Here is an 18736-nt window from a genome sequence, read left to right on the forward strand (position 1 = left end):
CCCGAGCAGCCCGCCGCACGCCGCAGGCCGGAAACCGGCCTCGCCCCCACCCCGAGAGAGCGATACGAACATGCCGCACACCATGCGAGCCGCCCTGCTGCACGCCCCGGGCGACATCCGCGTCGAGGAGGTGCCCGTACCGGTGCCCGCGCCCCGGGAGGCGCTCGTCCGGGTCGCCGCATGCGGGGTCTGCGGCTCCGACATACCCAGGATGCTGCGCCCCGGAGGGGCTTACCACCTCCCGCTGATCTGTGGCCACGAGTTCTCCGGGTACGTGGTGGCGCTCGGCGCGGAGCTCGCGGCGGCCGGCACGGTCAAGGAGGGCGACCTCGTGGCCGTCCCGCCGCTGATTCCCTGCCGCCGCTGCGCCCCCTGCACCCAGGGACACTTCAGCCTCTGCGAGGACTACGACTACTTCGGCAGTCGGCGGGCCGGCGCCTACGCCGAGTACGTGACGGTTCCCGAGGGCAATCTGATGGTGCTGCCCGCCGACCTCGACCCGCGCGCCGCCGCGATGCTCGATCCGGCCGCCATCGCCCTGCACGCCATCTGGCGCACCAAGCTGCGGGCCGGCCACCGGGTCGCCGTCGTCGGCGCGGGACCCATCGGCCTGTTCGCCGTCCAGTGGGCCCTGCTCAGCGGCGCGCACGAGGTGCTCTCCATCGACGTCAGCGAGGAGAAGGCCGCGATGGCCATGGAGGCCGGCGCCACCCACACCGCCACCACCGCCGAGCGGGCCACCGAACTCGCCGGCCAGGGCTACGACGTCGTCATCGAGTCCGCCGGTGTGCCGGCCACGGCCGACCAGGCGGTCTCCCTCACCGCCCGGCACGGGCAGGCCGTCTTCATCGGCATCCCGCACGATCCCGTCGTCCTGCCCAAGGCCACCTTCAGCAACTTCCTGCGCCGCGAGGTCACCCTGCACGGCGCCTGGAACTCCTTCTCCGCACCGTTTCCCGGCGACGAGTGGCGCACCGCTGCCCGCGCCATGGGTGACGGCAGCCTCCGCTGGAAGTTCATGATCACTCACGAGCTGGGTCTCGACGACGTCTCCGCCACCCTGCACCAACTCGGCGAGCGGTCCATCTTCAGTTCCAAGGTTCTCTTCCTGCCGAACGGAGACCGTCCATGAGCGCGCTTCTCGCCATCGACCTGGGCACCGAGAGCGCCCGGGTGGCCGTGTACAGCGCCGACGGTGCGGAACTCGCGCTGAGCCAGAGCGGTTACGCCACCTCCTTCCCGCGCCCCGGCTGGGCCGAGCAGAACCCCGAGGACTGGTGGCGCGCCGTGGTCACGGCCACCCGCGCCGCCCTCACCGAGGCGGGCTCGCCCCCGGTGGCCGGCGTCGCCGTCGCCACCACCGCGTCCACCGTCGCCGTACTGGACGAGGCCGGACGGCCGCTGCGTCCCGCACTGCTGTGGATGGACAGCCGGGCCAGCGCGGAGTCCGCGCTGACAGCCGCCTCGGACCACCCGGTCCTGCGCTACGCGGGCGGCTCCGACGCGGTCGAGTGGCTCGTGCCGAAGGCCATGTGGCTGGCCCGGCACCAGCCGGACGTCTACCGCGCAGCCGCCCACATCACCGAGGCGGTCGACTACCTCGTCTGGCGCCTCACCGGCGAGTGGACCGGATCGCGGATGAACGCCGTCTGCAAGTGGAACTACGACCCGCGCGGCGCCGGGCTCCCCGACGACCTCTACGCGGACCTGGGCGTCCCCGACCTCCGGGACAAACTCCCCGGCCGTATCGTTCCGGTCGGCGACCCCGTCGCCCCCGTGCAGGCCGGCGCCCGCGACGAGCTCGGCCTCACCGGCGGGGCCGTGGTCAGCGCCGGCGGCATCGACGCACACCTGTCGCTGCTCGCCGTCGGCGGTGCGCGGGCCGGCCGGGTGTCGGTCGTGTGCGGCACCTCCACCGCCTTCGTCACGGAGATCGACGAACCCGTCTACCCGCCCACCGTCTGGGGCCCCTACCCGGACGCGCTCAACACCGGCCGGTGGCTGGTCGAGGGAGGGCAGGTCACCTCGGGGTCCGTGCTCACCTGGGCCGGTGAACAACTCCTCGGCCGGCCCCGCGCGGAGCTGCCCGGACTCATCAAGGAGGCCGCGGCACTGCCGCCCGGCGCGCACGGGCTGATGGTCCTCGACTACTTCATGGGCAACCGCACACCGCTGCGCGACCCCCGGCTCCGCGGCGCCGTTCTCGGACTGACCCTCGGCAGCCGTCCCGAGGAGGTCTACCGGGCCGCCGTCGAAGGCGTCGCCTACGGCACCCGCCAGGTCCTCGACTCGTTCGTCGACGGCGGCGTACCGGTCGACGAGGTGTTCGTCTCCGGAGGCATCCGGCACAACCCGCTGTGGCTGCGCACCACCGCGGACGTCCTCGGCCGCCCGCTGCTGCTGGTCGCCGAGGGCAACCTCACCCTGCGGGCCTGCGCGGTCACCGCCGCCACCGGGGCAGGACAGGCCGCCTCCCTCGCCGAGGCCGCCGCGGGCTTCGCCCCGCGCGTGACGGTCGTCGAACCGGACTCTTCCCACCGCGCGGCTTTCGAACAGGGATACGAGGACTACCGGGCCGCCACCGAGGCCACCCGCGAGATCGCCCACCGGCTCAGCGCACCGGACCGCCACACCGGCTGACCCGGCCGTCGGACAAGGAGGTCCGGATGACCAACATCGAGGACGAGGCCCTGCTCTACCAGGTCGCCTCCCTGTACTACGAACAGAACCGCACGCAGGAACAGATCGGGGAGGAACTCCACTTCACCCGCTGGAAGGTGGGCCGGCTGCTGGCCGAGGCCCGGGAGGCGGGGATCGTACGGATCGAGGTCGTCCACCCCAAGGCCCGTATGCGCAGCCTGGAGGAACGGCTGCGCGACGCCTTCGGGCTGCGCGACGCCGTCGTGGTCGCCGCCGACCGCGCGGACGACGAGCGGCTGCGCGCCCGGGTCGCCGAGGCCGGCGCCGACTACCTCACCCGTCTGAACCCGTCACCGCGCCAGCTGGGTGTCTCCTGGGGCCGCACCCTCGACCTGCTCGCCGCGCGCCTCCAGCCCGGCTGGGCCGGCGGTGTCCATGTCGTCCAGATCAACGGAGGCCTCAGCCGCTCCCGCACCCCCACCTCCGCCCAGGACATGGCGGGCCGGATCGCCCACCTCGCGCAGGGCACCCTCAGCGTCCTGCCGGTGCCGTCCATCGTGGAGCAGGAGACCACCCGCCGGCTCCTGGAGCAGGACAGCGCGGTCGCCGACGTCCTCGACCAGGCCGCCGCCGCGGACACCGTGCTCTTCAGCCCCGGCGGGATAGGAGCCGACTCGGTGCTGGTCAGCTCCGGATACCTGACCGCCGACGACCTGGCGTCGCTGGCCGCCGCCGGAGCCGTCGGTGATGTCGCGGGCCGCTTCATCGACGCCCGCGGAGCCATCGTCGACCAGCCGCTCGACGACCGCACCCTGGGACTCCCGCTGGAGCACCTGCGCAACAGCGCCGTCTCCGTCGCCGTCGTCTCCGGCAGCGCGAAACACGCCGTGTGCGCGGCCGTGGTCTCCAGCGGCCTGTGCAACACCCTCGTCACCGATCAGCACACCGCGTCCCACCTGCTCACCACGCACCAGCGGGAGGAGCTGTGAGCACGGAGGGCCAGGAGAGCCAGAAAGAAGGAGCCGTGAGCCCGCACGACACCGATGCCCGGCCCGCCGGCGGGGACACACCGCGGCTGATCATGCGCGGCATCGTCAAACGCTTCCCCGGCACCCTTGCCAACGACGGCGCCGACCTGGTCGTACGCCCCGGGGAGGTCCATTGCCTGCTCGGTGAGAACGGAGCGGGCAAGAGCACCCTGATGAAGATCCTGGCCGGCTCCTACCGGCCGGACGCGGGCGAGATCCTGCTCGACGGCGAGCCGGTCACTCTCGCAGGACCGCAGGCGGGCCTTGCCGCCGGCATCGCCGTGATCTACCAGGAACTGGACCTCGTACCCGACCTGACGGTCGCCCAGAACCTGCTGCTCGGCCACGCCCCGTCCTGGGGCCCCGTCGTACGCCGCAAGGAGCGCGCCGAACTGGCCAGGGCCGCCATCGCCCGGGTCGGCGGGAACTTCTCCGTCCACACGCCCGTCCGCGCCCTGCCCATCGCGGCACAGCAGCTCACCGCGATCGCCAGGGCGCTCACGGCCGACGCCCGTCTCATCGTCATGGACGAGCCCTCCGCCACCCTCGGCGAGAGCGATCTGCGCACGGTGTTCGACGTGATCCGCTCCCTCACCGCACAGGGCCGCTCCGTCATCTACATCTCGCACCGCCTGGACGAGGTCATGGAGATCGGCGACCGCGCCACCGTGATGCGCGACGGCCGCTCGGTCGCCGTCCGGGACCTGGCCACCACGACGGCCGACGAACTGGTCGCCGACATGATCGGTGAGAACCGGGAACTCGTCAGGACCACCGACCGGCCCCGGCCCGACGGCCCGCCCCTCCTGGAGATCCGTTCCGCCCGGAGCCCCGGGCTGATCGACATCAAGGGCATCGAGGTCCGGGCGGGCGAGATCGTGGGCCTCGCGGGGCTCGGCGGCGCCGGCCGCACCACTCTCCTCAAAGCCCTGTTCGCGGACACCCGAGCCACCGTCTCCGCGTCCGTCGACGGCAAGGACCTGCGGTTGCGCAGCCCCGCCGCCGCGGTACGGGCCGGTCTGGCCCTCGTCCCGGAGAGCCGCAAGGAACAGGGGCTGATGCTGGAGCTGTCCGTCGCCCGCAACGCCGCCGTCACCGCACTGACCCGCCCGCCCTGGCTGTTCCCCCGACGCCTCGGCCGCCGGCTCGCCGCACCCGTCATCACCGATCTCGGCGTGCGGTGCTCGTCACCGGACCAGCCGGTCGGCAAGCTCTCCGGCGGCAACCAGCAGAAGGTCGTGCTGGCCAAGTGGATCACCCGGGGCGACATACGGGTCCTGCTGCTCGACGAACCGACCCGCGGCCTGGACGTCGGCGCCAAGGCCGACCTCTACCGCCAGGTCCGCCACCTCGCCGACCAGGGCGTGGCCGTCCTGCTGGCCAGCAGCGAACTGAGCGAACTGACCGCCAACGCCGACCGCGTCTGGGTCCTGCACGAAGGCCGCAACGTGGCCTGCTTCGACCCTCGCACCACCGACGAGAACACCATCGCGCACGCCGTCATCACCGGTGCGGCACCCACTGGCGCGGCATCTGCCGGCGCGGCACCCACCGGTGCCACGTCCACCGGTGCGACATCCACCGGTGCGACATCCATCGGAGCGACACCCCCTGGAGCATCCTCATGAGCACATCCACCACGGTGGCCGACCCGAAATCCGCCTCCGGCGACAGCGGTCCGAGGCCGCCCTCGCCCCGGTGGCGGGGCGCCGACCTCGTCGTCAGGTTCAACCTGGTACTCGTCTTCCTGGCGCTGTGTGTGGTCGCGAGCCTGCTCGCCCCCGAGTTCCTCACCGTCCGCAACATGTCCAACCTGCTGCAGCAGTCCGCGCTCACGGGCATCGTCGCCGTCGGGATGACCCTCGTCATCCTCACCGCCGGGATCGACCTCTCGGTGGGCAGCGTCGCCGCCTTCGGCGGCATGACCGTCGCCCTCCTGATCGACCACGACATCAACTTCGTCCTGGCCATCGGGGTGAGCCTGGCCGCGGGCGCCCTCTTCGGCGCCGTCATGGGCGGACTCTCCGCCTACCTCTCACTGCCCGCGTTCATGACCACCCTCGCCGGACTCACCGCCATCCGCGGCCTGACCTACCTGCTGACCGACGGCGAGCCGGCCGGGGGCGAGATCCCGCACGCCTTCCAGCTCCTCGGCGGCGGATTCGTCGGTTACGTGCCCATCGTCGGCCTGATCTTCGTCGCGGTCGCCGTCGCCGCCGGGCTGCTGCTGCGCGGGACCACGTTCGGCGAGTACATCTACGCCGTGGGCAGCAACAAGGAGGCCGCACGACTCTCCGGACTGCCGGTGCGCGGCGTGATCACCGCGGTCTTCGCCATCTCCGGCGCGCTCTCCGCCCTCGCCGGGGTCCTGCTCACCTCACGCCTCACCATCGGCCAGCCCACCGCGTTCAACGGCCTCGAACTGGACGCCATCGCCGCCGTCGTCCTCGGCGGCACCAACCTCTTCGGCGGACGCGGTGGCGTGATGGGCACCTTCGTCGCCGTCCTGCTGCTGTCCGTGCTGCGCAATCTCTGCAATCTGATGGGCCTCGGCTCCTTCTTCCAGATGGTCGTCACCGGACTGATCCTCGTGGTCGCGCTCATCCTCAACATGCTCATAGAGAAGCGAGGTTCCCGTGCCTGACACCACCGGTCCCGCCACCCGGGCACCCTCGGCCCCCGCACACAGCAACGCCGCGCTGCGTGCCCTCCTGGACTCCCTGCCCGGCGTCGACGAGGCGGGCGTCCACGCCCGCGTGGCCGACCTGGCGACCCGCTCGGTCAAGACGACCGCCAAGGCACGCGCCATCGATCTCGCCATCAGCATGGTCGACCTGACGACCCTGGAGGGCGCCGACACCCCCGGCAAGGTGCGCGCCCTGTGCACGAAGGCACTGCTGCCGGACCCCACCGACCGAACGGTCCCGCCGGTGGCCGCCGTCTGTGTCTACCCCGACCTCGTCCGCGTCGCGGTACGCGCCCTGGAGTCCACCCCGGTGGGCGTCGCCTCCGTCGCCTCCGCCTTTCCCGCGGGACGCGCACCGCTGGAGGTACGCCTGCTCGACACCCGGTACGCGGTCGCCGACGGCGCCACCGAGATCGACATGGTGATCGACAGGGGAGCCTTCCTCGCCGGCGACTACCGCAAGGTCTACGACGAGATCGTCGCCGTCAAAGAGGCCTGCGACCGGTCCGACGGCCCCCCGGCCCATCTGAAGGTCATCCTGGAGACCGGCGAACTGGCCGGGTACGACGCCGTACGCCGTGCGTCCTGGCTGGCCATGCACGCCGGCGCCGACTTCATCAAGACGTCCACCGGCAAGGTCTCGCCCGCCGCGACCCCCGCCGTCACCCTCGTCATGCTCCAGGCGGTCCGCGACTTCCGCGCCGAGACCGGCCGCCAGGTCGGCGTCAAACCCGCCGGCGGCATCCGCACCACCAAGGACGCCATACGCAACCTCGTGATGGTGAACGAGACGGCCGGCCCCGACTGGCTCGACCCCCACTGGTTCCGCATCGGCGCGTCCAGCCTGCTCAACGACCTGCTGATGCAGCGGGCGAAGCTGACGACCGGCACGTACCCCGGTCCTGACTACTACTCCGCGGACTGAAAGGGATCAGGCACACATGTCCGACCGCCCCACGCCCCACACCGTCTCCACCCCGCAGGAATCCGGGCCCGGAGCCCTCCTCTACGCCCCTGCGCCCGAATCGCGGGCCGTGGTCTCCCTGCGGGCCGCCTACGGACACTTCATCGACGGCGAGTTCACCGAACCGGGCGAAAAGACCCTGGTCAGCGTCAACCCGGCCGACGAGGAGAAGCTCGCCGAGGTGAGCGTCGCCACCGAGGCGGACCTGGACCGCGCCGTGGCCGCGGCCCGCCGCGCCTACGACGGCGTCTGGTCCCGGACCAGCCCCTCCGAGCGTGGCAAGTACCTCTACCGGATCAGCCGGATCATCCAGGACCGGGCCCGCGAACTCGCCGTGCTGGAGTCCCTCGACAACGGCAAACCCATCAAGGAGACCCGGGACGTCGACATCCCGCTTGCGGCCGCGCACTTCTTCTACTACGCGGGCTGGGCCGACAAACTCCCCTTCGTGTCGCCGGGCGTCCCCGCACCGCGGCCTCTCGGCGTCGCGGCCCAGGTCATCCCGTGGAACTTCCCGCTGCTGATGCTCGCCTGGAAGATCGCCCCGGCGCTCGCGGCGGGCAACACCGTGGTCCTCAAACCCGCGGAGACCACCCCGCTGACCGCCCTGGCCTTCGCCGAGATCTGCCAGGAGGCCGAACTGCCGCCGGGCGTCGTCAACATCGTCACCGGCGCGGGTGCCACCGGCCGGGCGCTCGTCGCCCACCCCGGCGTGGACAAGGTGGCGTTCACCGGCTCCACCGAGGTGGGCCGGGAGATCGCCAGGACCCTCGCCGGCACGCCCAAGCGGGCCACGCTGGAACTCGGCGGCAAGGGCGCCAACATCGTCTACTCAGACGCGGCAATCGACCAGGCGGTGGAAGGCATCGTCACAGGGATCTTCTTCAACCAGGGACACGTGTGCTGCGCCGGGTCCCGCCTGCTGGTCCAGGAGTCCGTCGCCGAAGAAGTCATGCACCGGCTCAAGGAACGGGTGGCCAGGCTGAGGCTCGGCGACCCGCTGGACAAGAACACCGACATCGGCGCCATCAACTCCGCCGCCCAGCTGGCCCGTATCCAGGACCTCGCCGAGGCCGGCCGGGACGAGGGAGGCGAGCAGTGGTCCCCGCCCTGCGAACTGCCCTCCCGCGGCTACTGGTTCGCGCCCACCGTCTTCACCGGGATCACCCAGGCACACCGCATCGCACGCGAGGAGATCTTCGGCCCGGTGCTCTCCGTCCTGACCTTCCGCACCCCGGAAGAGGCCGTCGAAAAGGCCAACAACACCCCGTACGGTCTCTCCGCGGGCATCTGGACGGAGAAGGCCGGCAGAATCCCCTGGACCGCGAACCGGCTGCGCGCCGGAGTGATCTGGTCCAACACCTTCAACAAATTCGATCCCACGAGCCCCTTCGGCGGTTACCGCGAGTCCGGTTACGGGCGCGAAGGCGGACGGCACGGACTGGAGGCGTACCTCAATGGCTGACACGGCCACGGCACCCGAACCCGCATCGACGGCTCCGGCTCCGGCACCGGCGACGGCTCCGGCTCCGGTGTCCCGACGGCTGCCGGTGCACAAGACCTACAAGCTCTACCTGGGCGGCGCCTTCCCCCGCTCCGAGTCGGGCAGGAGCATCCCCGTGACCTCATCGGACGGCGCCCATCTGGCCAACGCCGCGCTCGCCTCGCGCAAGGACGCCAGGGACGCCGTCGTCGCGGCGCGCTCCGCGTTCGGTCCCTGGGCTGCGCGGTCGGCCCAGCTCCGGGGGCAGATCCTCTACCGCATCGCCGAGATGATGGAGGGCCGCCGCGCCCACTTCGTCCAGGAGACCGTCGACGCGCAGGGCATCGACGAGGCCCCGGCGCAGGACCTCGTCTCCGCCGCGATCGACCGCTGGGTCTACTACGCGGGATGGACCGACAAGATCGCGCAGGTCCTGGGCGGGGGCAATCCGGTGTCGGGACCGTACGAGAACAACTCGTCCCCGGAGCCCACGGGCGTCGTCGCGGTCCTCGCCCCCCAGGACTCACCCCTGCTCGGACTGGTCTCGGTCCTCGCTCCGGTGATCGCCGCGGGCAACACCGCGGTCGTGGTGGCGAGCGAACGCGCCCCGCTTCCCGCCGTCACCCTCGCCGAAGCACTCGCGACCTCGGACCTGCCCGGCGGGGTCGTCAACATCCTCACCGGTCGCACCGCCGAGCTCGCCCCGACCCTGGCCGCGCACGCCGACGTCAACGCACTCGACCTGGCCGGAGCGGGAGACCTTGCCACACAACTGGAGACCGCGGCGGCGGCCACCCTCACCCGGGTGCTGCGCCCGGAACCGTTCCCGGACTGGCACGCGCTGCCGGGCCTGGCCCGGATCACACCGTTCCTGGAGACGAAGACCGTCTGGCAGACCGTCGGCCGCTGAACAGCCCGAGGTGCGTCCCGAGAGCGGACCGTTCTCGCCGAGCCTGCCGAACTGTGGTGGGCAACATCGCCTCCGGCCCCGAGCTCAATTCCTTCGCCATGGCTGTGGCCGCGTGCCCCGGTTGGCGCTGCTGTTGTCAGTCGGACTGCTCAACCGTGCTTTGAAACGGCATCGATTCCAAGCTGCCACATTTCATAGTTTCCACATTCTGCCGTGATCTCGGCCGTCGCCTGGGCCGCGGTGAAGAAGTCGTCGACCACCGGCGAGGTGCGTGATGCCGCCACCGCGAGGCACACCTGGTCGGGCGCCAGGTCCGGGATGGGCACATAGACGACGTCCGGATGTGTGTAGAACACGGTCGCCGAACGGGCCAGGAACGAGATGCCCCGGCCGGACGCGACATGTTCGAGCGTCTCGTCCACCCCGCGCACCCGGTACCCGGCGTTGGGGTGCGGGCGCCTGGTGGGCTGTGTGCTCGGGTCGGCATGCCAGACCAGCGGTTCGCCGGCCAGGTCGGCCTGGGTGACCTCCTCCTTGCCGGCCAACCGGTGGCCGGCGGGCAGCACCGCCACCCGCGGCTCGGCGTACAGCGGGATGACGCGCAGGCCGGCCTCGTCGATGGGCAGTCGCACATAGCCGACGTCGATGCGGCCGTCGAGCAGCATCGGGGCCTGGTCGTCCCCCTCGATCCGCTGCACGTCCACCAGAACGTCCGGGTGCCGGGCCTCGAACGCCCGCGCGGCCGGGGCGACCGCGATGCCGGCCCGGAAGCCGATCATCAGCCGCCGGCTGCCCCGCGCGGCCACGGAAACGCGGTGGCGGGCCGCGTGTGCGGAGGCGAGCAGCGGACCGGCGTCGGCCAGCAGTTGTCGGCCCGCGTCGGTCAGTGCTACGCCGTGGCGATCCCTCGTGAACAGCGGGGCGGCGAGATCCTGTTCGAGCGCGCGGATCTGCCGGCTGAGCACCGGCTGCGCGATATGCAACTCATCGGCGGCGCGGCCGAAGTGCAACTGGTCGGCCACTGCGACGAAGTAACGCAGTTTGCGCAGGTCCAGATCCATGGCGCCTCCCGATCGGTGATGCCTTCAGGGTATCACCACGCCTAAAAGAAGTCTTGGACACCCACTCAGGCCAATGGCAATCTGAATAAGTACCTGATGGGGCCGAAGCGAATTCGGCACAAGAATTCGACGTCGAAACTCGATAGCAGGGCCCAGGCCCAGAATGGGCACATAAGGAATTGAGCGCGGCCCATCACGCCATTCGTCGACGTCAACGCCGACGTCGCAGCCGTCAACAACGACGGGGTGGGCACGGCGTCCTATCCAGCTTCAGAAAGCAGGCGTACCAATGAGCAGTATCAGCATTATCGGCCTGGGAAACATGGCCGGCGCTCTGGCCGGCCGGGCGCTGGCCGGCGGCAACGCCGTCGAGATCATCGGTCGCGACCCGGCCAAGGCCAAGGAATTGGCCGCCGCGCTCAGCGGCGCCACTGTCGGGACGGCCGGCGCCGTCCCGGCCGGGGACATCGTTGTTCTCGCCCTGCCGTACGCCGGCGCGGCGGCGGTGGTGAGCGAGTACGGGGACGCACTGCAGGGCAAGGTCATCATCGACGTCACCAACCCCGTCGCCCCCGATCTCCAGGGCTTTGTCACCCCCGAGGGCAGTTCCGGCGCGCAGGAGATCGCCAAGGCCGCTCCCGCCGGCGCGCATGTCGTCAAGGCGTTCAACACGCTGTTCTCCCATGTCCTGGCGGCCGGCCCGGCCGAAGGTCGCCCATTGGACGTGTTCATCGCCGGCGACGACGCGGAGGCGAAGGCACGCGTGTCGGCGTTCATCGAGAGCCTGGGACTGCGCCCGATGGACACCGGGAAGCTGCCCATGGCGCGGGCCCTGGAGAACGTCGGCCTGCTGGAGCTGGGCCTCATGACCCACTCCGTCAAGCACACCAACTTCTCCCTCGGCATCACCCTTCTCAGCTGAGCGCACCCGCACCACCACTTCTCGCGCCCCATCCCACCAGTCGATCCGCGGCACGAGAAGAACAGCCCCTCCACCTACCTCACAAGGACAGTAAGATGCGCGTTTTCGTCGCTGGTGGGACCGGCCATTCCGGTTCGTACATCATTCCCGAGCTCATCGCCGCCGGGCACGAGGTCACCGGCCTGGCGCGGTCGGACACGGCCGCGGCGGCGGTGTCCGCGCTCGGCGCGAAGGTGCGTCGCGGCGACCTTGAGGATCTCGACGGGCTCAAGGAGGCGGCCGCGGACTCCGACGGCGTCATCCACGTCGCGCACCGACAGGACCTGCTTCCCTCCGGCGGGCTCGACGCCGTGGCCGCCGCGGAGCTCCCGATCATGCTCGCGTACGGCGAGGCACTCGCGGGAACCGGAAAGCCGCTGGTCGCGGCGGGGAGCATTGGCTCGCCAGGGTACCTGGGCCGGCCGGCCACCGAGGAGGACCTGGCCCTTCCCGGCGGCGACGAGCACAAGGGCACCCTGCGGGTTCGTAACGTCGTGGAAACCGCCGTAATCGGCCTCGCCGAGCAGGGGGTGCGGTCTTCGGTCGTACGGATCGCCAACATCGCGCACAGCACGACCGACCGTTACGGCTTCCTCCCCACGCTGATCGCGCTCGCGAAGGAGAAGGGCGTCGTCGGCTACCCCGGAGACGGCACGAACCTGTGGAACGCCGTACACGCCCGCGATGTCGCCTCTTTGTTCCGCTTGGCGCTGGAGAAGGGGCCGGCCGGCAAGTACTGGCACGCGGTGGGCGACGGGGCCATTCCGCTCCGCGAGATCGCCGAGGCAATCGGCAGCCGTCTGGGCCTGCCTGCCGTAAGCATTCCCGCGGACGTCCTGATGGTGCCGGGGCACTTCGGGTTCCTCGCGAACATAGTCACGCAGAGCTACCCGGCGTCCAACCACATCACGCGCCGAACCCTCGGCTGGGAACCCGCTCAGCCCGGCCTGCTCGCCGATTTGGACAACGGCCATTATTTCCCCGCCGGCTGACGGCAGGTACCTGAACGCAACGAGCCCGGCAAATGACAAATGGCAAATGACAAGGGTTCGACTCTTCTAGAGGGACACTGAGAATATGACGACTGTGGGATTCATCGGAAGCGGCAACATCGGCGTCACCATCGCGCGGCTCGCCATCGAGGCCGGGCACCAGGTCGTGCTCAGCAACTCGCGTGGTCCCGAAACGCTCGCGGACACGGTCGCGGAACTGGGGCCGCAGGCGTCCGCGGCGACGAGTGGGGAGGCCGCGGCGGCCGGTGACATCGTCGTGGTCACGGTGCCGGTGAAGGCGTTCCCCCACGTGCCCGCCGTGCCACTGGCCGGGAAGACGGTCATCGACACGTGCAACTACGGCCCCGAGCGTGACGGGCACATCCCCGAGCTCGACAGCCAGTCGCTCACCTCAAGCGAACTGCTGCTGCGATACATCCCGGACGCCGGGGTCGTAAAAGCGTTCAACAACATCTTCTTCAAGCACCTGCTGTCACTCGCCCGCCCGGCGGGGGCGCCCGACCGCTCCTACCTGCCGATCGCCGGGGACTCCGCGCAGACGAAGGCGGCGGCGACCGAATTCATCGAGTCCATCGGGTACAGCGTCGTGGACGCGGGACCGCTGGCCGACAGCTGGCGGCAGGCGACGGGCACGCCGGTGTGGGGAACCCCGTACGGGCCGTACTCGAACGAGAAGGGCCGGCCGGCCGACGAGGACACCATCCGCGCGGCACTGGCCACCGCAACGCGGTAACCGCAAGGTGGCGCGGGCCGCGGTGTGGTCCGGCCGTGTCGTGGCCCCGTCCGGTGGAAAGCGCCGAAGGCGTTGCTGAGGGCACTCTCCGAGGTGTAGCCGAGTGACGGGGCCGGCGTCGCTATGGGGGTGCCCTCCTCCGTGGGTCGCAGAGGCATTGGAAGAGAGAGTCCTGGGCGCCCAGGGTGGAACCCGATGGCCTGCGGCAACCGCGCGGTGAGTGCCTCGGTCGTGCCGCGGAACGACCGACCTCCGCGAAAGCCAACGCAGCGTGACACGACCTCATGAGCCGTCGCTGAGCGAGAACATGACGCTCAGTCGCGGCGGTCTGCGAGTCGTTTCGGCTTCATCCCGAACATTCCAATGTTCCCCAGGCCAACCCCCGGCGGACCACGAACGCGGGGCTCCCGGCCTTCAGCTGTAGTAGGTGATCTTCTCGTCGAGAACCTGCATGGCCCGGCCCAGCGCTGCCACCCGCTGCTCCAGGGCGGCACGGCGCTCGCGCAGGAAGGCGACCCGCTCCTGCGGAGGATGCTCGGCGCGCAGGATGGCGACGAACCCCCTCAGGTCCGCGATGCCGAGGCCGGCGTCGCGGAAGCACGTGACCAGACCGATCCAGAAGACGTCGTCCTCGGTGTACTGCCTGCGCCCACCTACGGAGCGCCGGACCGGGCCGATGAGCCCTTCACGCTCGTAGTACCGCAGGGTGTCGATGGAGACGCCCGTGCGGTCGGAAGCCGCCGCCGGGGTGAGGGTGGTCATGGAGGCTCCTTTTGTGACCGCCGCTAGCGGGCTTCGGCGAAGCGCGCCAGGTGCTCGTCACCGAGCCGCACACGGCGTGCGGCGAGTGCCTCCCCGACCTGCTCCACGCGGCTCGCGCCGACGATGGGGTCGATGCCCTGCCGCATCAGCGAGGCGAGGACGACCTGGTTCCTCGTGGCAGAGAATTCCTCGGCGACATCGTCCAGGACCGCGAGCACCCGAGTGGTCCCAGGATGATCATAGGTTGACGGAAGCGGTTTGTCCGGGCGCACGTAGGAACCCCACATCAGCGAGCTGTACGACCACACAGCGAGCCCCTCCGACCGCGCGAGGTCCAGATCCTCGTCGGTGAGCATGCGGTGACCGCTCTCCGCGATGGGAGTGAGCGGGCGCGGCTGGACGAGTGAGTGGCGCAGTTGAAGGTACGTCCACGGTTCCAGGCTCCGCTCCCGCGCGAGCGACCTGGCGCGCTCGACACGCCAGGCGGCATGGTTCGCTGCGCCGACCCGCAGGGCCGTTCCCTTCGCGACCAACTCGCCGAAGGCGCCGACCGTTTCCTCCAGCGGCACGGCGCGGTGCTCGGCGTGGGCCCAGAGGACATCGATGTGGTCGACTCCGAGACGTCCCAGGCTCTCCTCCACGCCGGCGTGAATGGCGCGTGCCGAGAGTCCTTCGGCGGTTTCCGGCGAGTGCGGGACGAGCGGGTTGTGGCGGACCTTCGTCGCGATCCGTACCGAGTCGCGCGCGCCCGGGCGGGCCTTGAGCCACGCGCCGATGACGCGCTCGCTGGCGCCGCCCAGACCACGAGGGTCGTTCCAGAAGGAGTAGCAGTTCGCGGTGTCGAGCCAGACGCCGCCGCCGGCGACGAAGGAGTCGAGGATCGCGAAGGCCCGGTCGGGGTCTACGCGGGTGCCGAAGTCCATGGTTCCGAGGATGATCTGGGGGCCTGTGGTGTTCATGCCGCCCATCCTCGAATCTGGAGCGCGCTCCAGGTCAAGAGCGGTTGTGGCATACGGCCGTGGGCACGAGTCCGGAAGCGCCCGGCGTCGTGTGCGAAGGACACGCGTAACGACGCTCCGTGGTGATTCTGAGAGGCGGCCTGCCAAACAGGCCGCGCAGGGCTGCCGGACAGGGCGCCGTGCAGCTCAGGTGGCCGACGGAGCGCCGGAGTCGGTGACCGGATCGCCCTCGGCTTCGCTCAACCGGCACCCAACTCGCGGTCAAGTGCCCTGTTCGGAGCAGGCATTGCGACATACCGTCGAAAAGCACGGATCGCTGCTGACCGTGCTACCCCGGGGCTGTCTCCGTACGCTGAGGAGGCCGAGGTGCCACAGGCGGCGACGAGCACCAGCGTTCCAGAGTGGCACGAAGGTGTCTCTTGCCCAGCGGTCGCCGTGCACGGCAGACGGCCGGGTCGGCACCGGCCCGGACAGCGCGGTGCGCGAGCGTCTGACAGACAGCGCGAACGGTCCGTAGGCACCTGTCGGTTCAGTCGCCGGAGTGGTCCGGCAGGAGTTGAGCCGCGAGTGATCGTGCCGTGGCGGTGAGTGTGGCCGCGTCCAGCCCGGTCCGGCCCATGAACACGATCCCCTGCTGCGCAGCCAGGAGGGCCCGCGCCAGTGCGATCGGATCCGCTCCGGCCGACAGGTCGCCCTCGCGCTGCGCGCGGACGACGCAGTCACCGATCAGCGCGGTGGACGTCTCGTAGGTGCGGTGGGCGTGGGCGAGGACTTCCGGATCGGCGTTGCCGAGTTCGCAGGTGCTGTTGGCCATCAGGCAGCCACGCCGCGCGCCGGCCGGGTCGCCGATCGGTGCCTCAAGGAGCATGCGTAGTGCGTCCAGGGCCCGTGGAGTCTCGGCGAGGGCCTTCCGAAGATGGCCATGGCTGTCGTCGGTGTAGCTGCGCAGCGCCCGGAGGAAGAGCTGACGCTTGTCGCCGAACGCCGCATACAGGCTGCCTTTGCCCAGCCCGCTGACCCGCATCAGGTCTTCCAGCGAGGTCGCGGCGTAACCGGCGGTCCAGAACTGATCGCGGATGGCGTTCAGCACCTGCTTCTCGTCGAACGCTCGTGGACGTGCCATGAGAACCAGGATACGGATTCTTGACCGTCCGGTCCACCATACGGCCCGGGTTCGTCGACACCGAGATGAACCCCGCCGACAGCCCGGCCGCGTCCATGTTTCTTCCGACAACGGCGATGGGGCGGTACGGCAGGCCGGAGGAGATCGCCGCAGGCGTTGTCCTCCGGCCTGCCGTACCGCAGGCCTCCTACGTCACCGGCGCAGTGTTGAGGATCGACGGTGGATACGGCGCATAGCGCGACCGCGCAGCCGACGGCGGGTGGCCACGGACGGCGGCGACGCAGGAGTGAAGTGACGCCTACGGGTCGGACGCCTCCTGACTTGGAGGTCACCGGCGCCGAACGCGCAGACCTGGCCCGACGGCGGCGCCGGTGGCCGAACCCGGACTGGAGATAAAGGTCCTGCGAAACCTCAAGTGGTGACGAGTTCCTGCCAGTGGTCGGCGAGCACCGATGGCGGCTGGGGGACAGGGCCCAGGTCTTGGTCGTGTGCCGTGTGCAGGACGGCGATGGCGTTCTTGAGAGCGTGCTTGGACAGAGGGCGGACAGGGCCGGGCAGTGTGTAGCGGACGCTGGGTCCGGTCGGGGTATCGGCGGGGGCCGCATGGTGCGGCACCGGCGTGTAGCTGCCCCATGCCAGTGCGTTGAGGTCGTGGATCTGGGTGGCCCAGTGTTCGGCGTCGCGGTGTTCCCCATGGTGCAGATGGAGCAGGTGCAGGCACAGGGCGGCGGTGACATTGCCTGAGCCGGCGGCGTAGTGCCACCAGAACCGTGCTCCTTCTGTCTGGTCGGCGAGGTAGAGCAGGCAGGCGAAGGGGAGGGCTCCGTCAGGATCACGGGTGGTGTCGAAGGCGGTGATGCACAGGGCGGCGCCATGGTGGCGGATGGTGCCGCGGCTCAGCAGTCGGAGGTCGCCGTCGGCACGTTCGTGGAGCGCGGCTGGCCGGCTGTGAGAACGGCGCGAGACGGGAAGGGGATCGGGCGTGGTCAGGTGCTGCACCCAGCGCAGGTCGTGCAGGTGGCGGGCGAGACGGTGCCGGGCTTCTTCCAGGTCGGTGACGGTGTAGTCGCCTTGGAAGACGCGGGCACGGCGCAGGACTCCGTCGATGCTGCGCGGGGTGCGGCTCATGGAGGGGTCACTCCGTATCTGTCTCGGGCATGGGGCGGGTGCGGTATCCCATGGCAGCGGCAAGGCGCTGTTTGGCCGTGCGGCGGATGGACCGCACGGTGGCCTCGCAGGTGCCCATGATCAGTGAGGTGTCCTTGGTGCTGAAGCCGAGTGCGTCGCGCAGCACCAGGACATCGAACTGCCGTTCGCTGAGGCGGGACATGTGGTGGTAGAGCCCCAGACCTTCTTCGAGCTCGGCGATCTCGGGGTCGTGTTCCGCCTGGAAGGAGGCACGGAAGGAGGTCAGCAAGGGCTCCGTTGCCGCGTGTATGGCGCGGGCGAAGGCGAGGGTCTCGGTGGTGTCCGGCTGACGACCCCGAGCAGCGAGTTCGCCATGCACCCGCTCTTTGAACAATGCCCAGGCGTACCCGCGAGGGTTGGGGATGTTCTGCAGCCGGGACCAGATGGTGGCCAGGTAGAGGAAGGTGGTGTCGACCAGGTGGCCGGCGTCGTCGATGCTGCCGAGATGGATGCGGCTGTATTCCAGGTAGGCCCGGTGGTATCGGGCATGGAAGTTCCAGAAGTCCGCGGGCATTACACCGAGGCTGCTGTGCACGGTGTCCTGAGCAGGTTCGGGCTGCTGCTCACTCATCGGTGACCTCCCTCATCCAGTGGGGGTGCAGCCGACGTCGAGGCCGGGGGCTGCTTTTCGATGAGAGCGGAGGCTCCGATCCGTACGCCGGCGCCGAGCAGACGCCGCACCAAGAACCACACGTCGGGCGCGAAGGATCGCGCCGCGGCGGCAAAGGCCAGCACGAGGCCGACTACGTTGCAGTCCACAGTGGCTATTTCCCTTTGTTTCAGTCGGTTCCGTGACCACTCCTCCCCAGCGGGCGGGCAGGAACCTAGAGCACCGTTGCTCTGGGGAACAGATAAGCCCACGAAGGGAGGCAACCGTGCAGGTCCACGAACAGAACTTTCTAACGGAAGGTAACTTCCTCTTTACTCGCAGGACTGGCGCACTTTGCTTCTACGTACCGCCAAGGTGCGCCACCCTGGGCGCCCGTTCCGCCACCCCAACTGAACTGCTTCTTTGGCGTAACCGAAGAAATCCAGGCACACTTTGCGCAAACATGAAATTGCATAATCAATTGCATAAGTGACTCGGATCACACTAATTCGTGGTTCTGGCGAGCATCTGCACCCGGAAAAATTGGGAAGAGCCCACGGCGAGCCGCCTTGCGACCGACATCCACTCGCTGTCCTGCCGGGCTCGCGTTGGACGGGGTTGACGTCGATCCCGAGC

The 18736-nt window shown here is 70.0% G+C and carries 18 protein-coding genes; 12 read left to right on the forward strand and 6 right to left on the reverse strand.

The genetic code is table 11. From position 1 onward, the window contains the following. The first annotated feature begins 70 nt into the window (after positions 1–70). The 8 genes from AOK01_RS05910 to AOK01_RS05945 are packed head-to-tail and all read left to right on the forward strand — an operon-like array spanning position 71 to position 9711. Complete coding sequence (locus tag AOK01_RS05910; protein WP_055509140.1) at positions 71–1132, forward strand: galactitol-1-phosphate 5-dehydrogenase; 1062 nt, start codon at positions 71–73, stop codon at positions 1130–1132. Further along, entirely contained in the window at positions 1129–2640 is a 1512-nt protein-coding gene (locus tag AOK01_RS05915) for an FGGY-family carbohydrate kinase (protein ID WP_055509142.1), read from the forward strand. The genes AOK01_RS05910 and AOK01_RS05915 overlap by 4 nt, the downstream gene beginning before the upstream one ends. Positions 2641–2666: 26 nt before the next feature. Next, a complete protein-coding gene (locus AOK01_RS05920; protein ID WP_055509144.1) occupies positions 2667–3629 on the forward strand; it encodes a sugar-binding transcriptional regulator in 963 nt (320 codons plus the stop codon). Between the two features lie 35 nt (positions 3630–3664). Beyond that, positions 3665–5296 (forward strand): sugar ABC transporter ATP-binding protein, encoded by a 1632-nt coding sequence (locus AOK01_RS05925; RefSeq protein WP_245702123.1) that lies wholly within the window; start codon positions 3665–3667, stop codon positions 5294–5296. Further along, positions 5293–6312 carry an ABC transporter permease gene (locus AOK01_RS05930; protein ID WP_079103184.1) on the forward strand — a complete coding sequence of 340 codons (1020 nt, stop codon included), beginning with the start codon at positions 5293–5295 and terminating at the stop codon, positions 6310–6312. Before AOK01_RS05925 ends, AOK01_RS05930 begins: the two co-directional genes overlap by 4 nt. A 55-nt stretch (positions 6313–6367) precedes the next feature. Beyond that, entirely contained in the window at positions 6368–7279 is a 912-nt protein-coding gene (deoC, locus tag AOK01_RS05935; RefSeq protein WP_245702126.1) for a deoxyribose-phosphate aldolase, read from the forward strand. 16 nt (positions 7280–7295) lie between these two features. Next, positions 7296–8783, forward strand: a complete 1488-nt coding sequence (locus AOK01_RS05940) for an aldehyde dehydrogenase family protein (protein ID WP_079103185.1) — start codon at positions 7296–7298, stop codon at positions 8781–8783. After that, positions 8776–9711, forward strand: coding sequence for an aldehyde dehydrogenase family protein (locus AOK01_RS05945; protein WP_055509149.1), 936 nt, complete (start codon positions 8776–8778; stop codon positions 9709–9711). The genes AOK01_RS05940 and AOK01_RS05945 overlap by 8 nt, the downstream gene beginning before the upstream one ends. Positions 9712–9860: 149 nt before the next feature. Here the strand turns inward: AOK01_RS05945 and AOK01_RS05950 are convergent, their stop codons facing one another. Further along, a complete protein-coding gene (locus AOK01_RS05950; RefSeq protein WP_055509151.1) occupies positions 9861–10772 on the reverse strand; it encodes a LysR family transcriptional regulator in 912 nt (303 codons plus the stop codon). A 289-nt stretch (positions 10773–11061) separates the two neighbouring features. Here AOK01_RS05950 and AOK01_RS05955 point away from each other — a divergent pair, with 289 nt between their 5' ends. The 3 genes from AOK01_RS05955 (at position 11062) to AOK01_RS05965 (ending at position 13479) form a co-directional block, all read left to right on the forward strand. Beyond that, positions 11062–11694, forward strand: a complete 633-nt coding sequence (locus AOK01_RS05955) for an NADPH-dependent F420 reductase (protein ID WP_055509153.1) — start codon at positions 11062–11064, stop codon at positions 11692–11694. 95 nt (positions 11695–11789) lie between these two features. Continuing rightward, entirely contained in the window at positions 11790–12725 is a 936-nt protein-coding gene (locus AOK01_RS05960; protein ID WP_055509155.1) for an SDR family oxidoreductase, read from the forward strand. A 94-nt stretch (positions 12726–12819) separates the two neighbouring features. Continuing rightward, positions 12820–13479: an NADPH-dependent F420 reductase gene (locus AOK01_RS05965; RefSeq protein WP_055509213.1), complete on the forward strand. Its 660-nt coding sequence runs from the start codon at positions 12820–12822 to the stop codon at positions 13477–13479. Positions 13480–13893: 414 nt separating this feature from the next. Here AOK01_RS05965 and AOK01_RS05970 read toward each other — a convergent pair whose 3' ends face one another. The 3 genes from AOK01_RS05970 to AOK01_RS05980 all read right to left on the reverse strand — a co-directional run bounded on the left by AOK01_RS05970 (position 13894) and on the right by AOK01_RS05980 (position 16323). After that, positions 13894–14241 carry a MerR family transcriptional regulator gene (locus AOK01_RS05970; RefSeq protein ID WP_055509157.1) on the reverse strand — a complete coding sequence of 116 codons (348 nt, stop codon included), beginning with the start codon at positions 14239–14241 and terminating at the stop codon, positions 13894–13896. A gap of 23 nt (positions 14242–14264) precedes the next feature. Then, the gene (locus AOK01_RS05975) at positions 14265–15200 is read right to left on the reverse strand and encodes an aldo/keto reductase (protein ID WP_055509215.1); all 936 of its coding nucleotides are present in this window, start codon (positions 15198–15200) and stop codon (positions 14265–14267) included. Positions 15201–15729: 529 nt separating this feature from the next. After that, entirely contained in the window at positions 15730–16323 is a 594-nt protein-coding gene (locus tag AOK01_RS05980; protein ID WP_055509159.1) for a TetR/AcrR family transcriptional regulator, read from the reverse strand. A gap of 95 nt (positions 16324–16418) precedes the next feature. On the opposite strand from AOK01_RS05980, the gene AOK01_RS46435 reads away from it, so the two are divergent. After that, complete coding sequence (locus AOK01_RS46435; RefSeq protein ID WP_425424720.1) at positions 16419–16559, forward strand: hypothetical protein; 141 nt, start codon at positions 16419–16421, stop codon at positions 16557–16559. A gap of 175 nt (positions 16560–16734) precedes the next feature. Here AOK01_RS46435 and AOK01_RS05990 read toward each other — a convergent pair whose 3' ends face one another. Both AOK01_RS05990 and AOK01_RS05995 read right to left on the reverse strand, forming a co-directional pair. Next, the gene (locus AOK01_RS05990) at positions 16735–17451 is read right to left on the reverse strand and encodes a hypothetical protein (RefSeq protein ID WP_055509164.1); all 717 of its coding nucleotides are present in this window, start codon (positions 17449–17451) and stop codon (positions 16735–16737) included. 7 nt (positions 17452–17458) lie between these two features. After that, positions 17459–18082, reverse strand: a complete 624-nt coding sequence (locus tag AOK01_RS05995; RefSeq protein WP_055509166.1) for an RNA polymerase sigma factor — start codon at positions 18080–18082, stop codon at positions 17459–17461. Between the last annotated feature and the right edge of the window lie 654 nt (positions 18083–18736).

The sequence above is a fragment of the Streptomyces aurantiacus genome (assembly GCF_001418335.1).
GTDB classification, from domain to species: domain Bacteria; phylum Actinomycetota; class Actinomycetes; order Streptomycetales; family Streptomycetaceae; genus Streptomyces; species Streptomyces aurantiacus.

Excerpts from the sequence above, each read along its gene's own strand:
- AOK01_RS05940 (WP_079103185.1), top strand. The coding sequence starts at position 7,296 with ATGTCCGACCGCCCCACGCCCCACACCGTCTCCACCCCGCAGGAATCC.
- AOK01_RS05975 (WP_055509215.1), bottom strand. The coding sequence starts at position 15,200 with ATGAACACCACAGGCCCCCAGATCATCCTCGGAACCATGGACTTCGGC.
- AOK01_RS05910 (WP_055509140.1), top strand. The coding sequence starts at position 71 with ATGCCGCACACCATGCGAGCCGCCCTGCTGCACGCCCCGGGCGACATC.
- AOK01_RS05990 (WP_055509164.1), bottom strand. The coding sequence starts at position 17,451 with ATGAGCCGCACCCCGCGCAGCATCGACGGAGTCCTGCGCCGTGCCCGC.
- AOK01_RS05930 (WP_079103184.1), top strand. The coding sequence starts at position 5,293 with ATGAGCACATCCACCACGGTGGCCGACCCGAAATCCGCCTCCGGCGAC.
- AOK01_RS05980 (WP_055509159.1), bottom strand. The coding sequence starts at position 16,323 with ATGGCACGTCCACGAGCGTTCGACGAGAAGCAGGTGCTGAACGCCATC.
- AOK01_RS05995 (WP_055509166.1), bottom strand. The coding sequence starts at position 18,082 with ATGAGTGAGCAGCAGCCCGAACCTGCTCAGGACACCGTGCACAGCAGC.
- AOK01_RS05960 (WP_055509155.1), top strand. The coding sequence starts at position 11,790 with ATGCGCGTTTTCGTCGCTGGTGGGACCGGCCATTCCGGTTCGTACATC.
- AOK01_RS05920 (WP_055509144.1), top strand. The coding sequence starts at position 2,667 with ATGACCAACATCGAGGACGAGGCCCTGCTCTACCAGGTCGCCTCCCTG.
- AOK01_RS46435 (WP_425424720.1), top strand. The coding sequence starts at position 16,419 with ATGTTTCTTCCGACAACGGCGATGGGGCGGTACGGCAGGCCGGAGGAG.
- AOK01_RS05950 (WP_055509151.1), bottom strand. The coding sequence starts at position 10,772 with ATGGATCTGGACCTGCGCAAACTGCGTTACTTCGTCGCAGTGGCCGAC.
- AOK01_RS05970 (WP_055509157.1), bottom strand. The coding sequence starts at position 14,241 with ATGACCACCCTCACCCCGGCGGCGGCTTCCGACCGCACGGGCGTCTCC.
- AOK01_RS05955 (WP_055509153.1), top strand. The coding sequence starts at position 11,062 with ATGAGCAGTATCAGCATTATCGGCCTGGGAAACATGGCCGGCGCTCTG.
- AOK01_RS05945 (WP_055509149.1), top strand. The coding sequence starts at position 8,776 with ATGGCTGACACGGCCACGGCACCCGAACCCGCATCGACGGCTCCGGCT.
- AOK01_RS05915 (WP_055509142.1), top strand. The coding sequence starts at position 1,129 with ATGAGCGCGCTTCTCGCCATCGACCTGGGCACCGAGAGCGCCCGGGTG.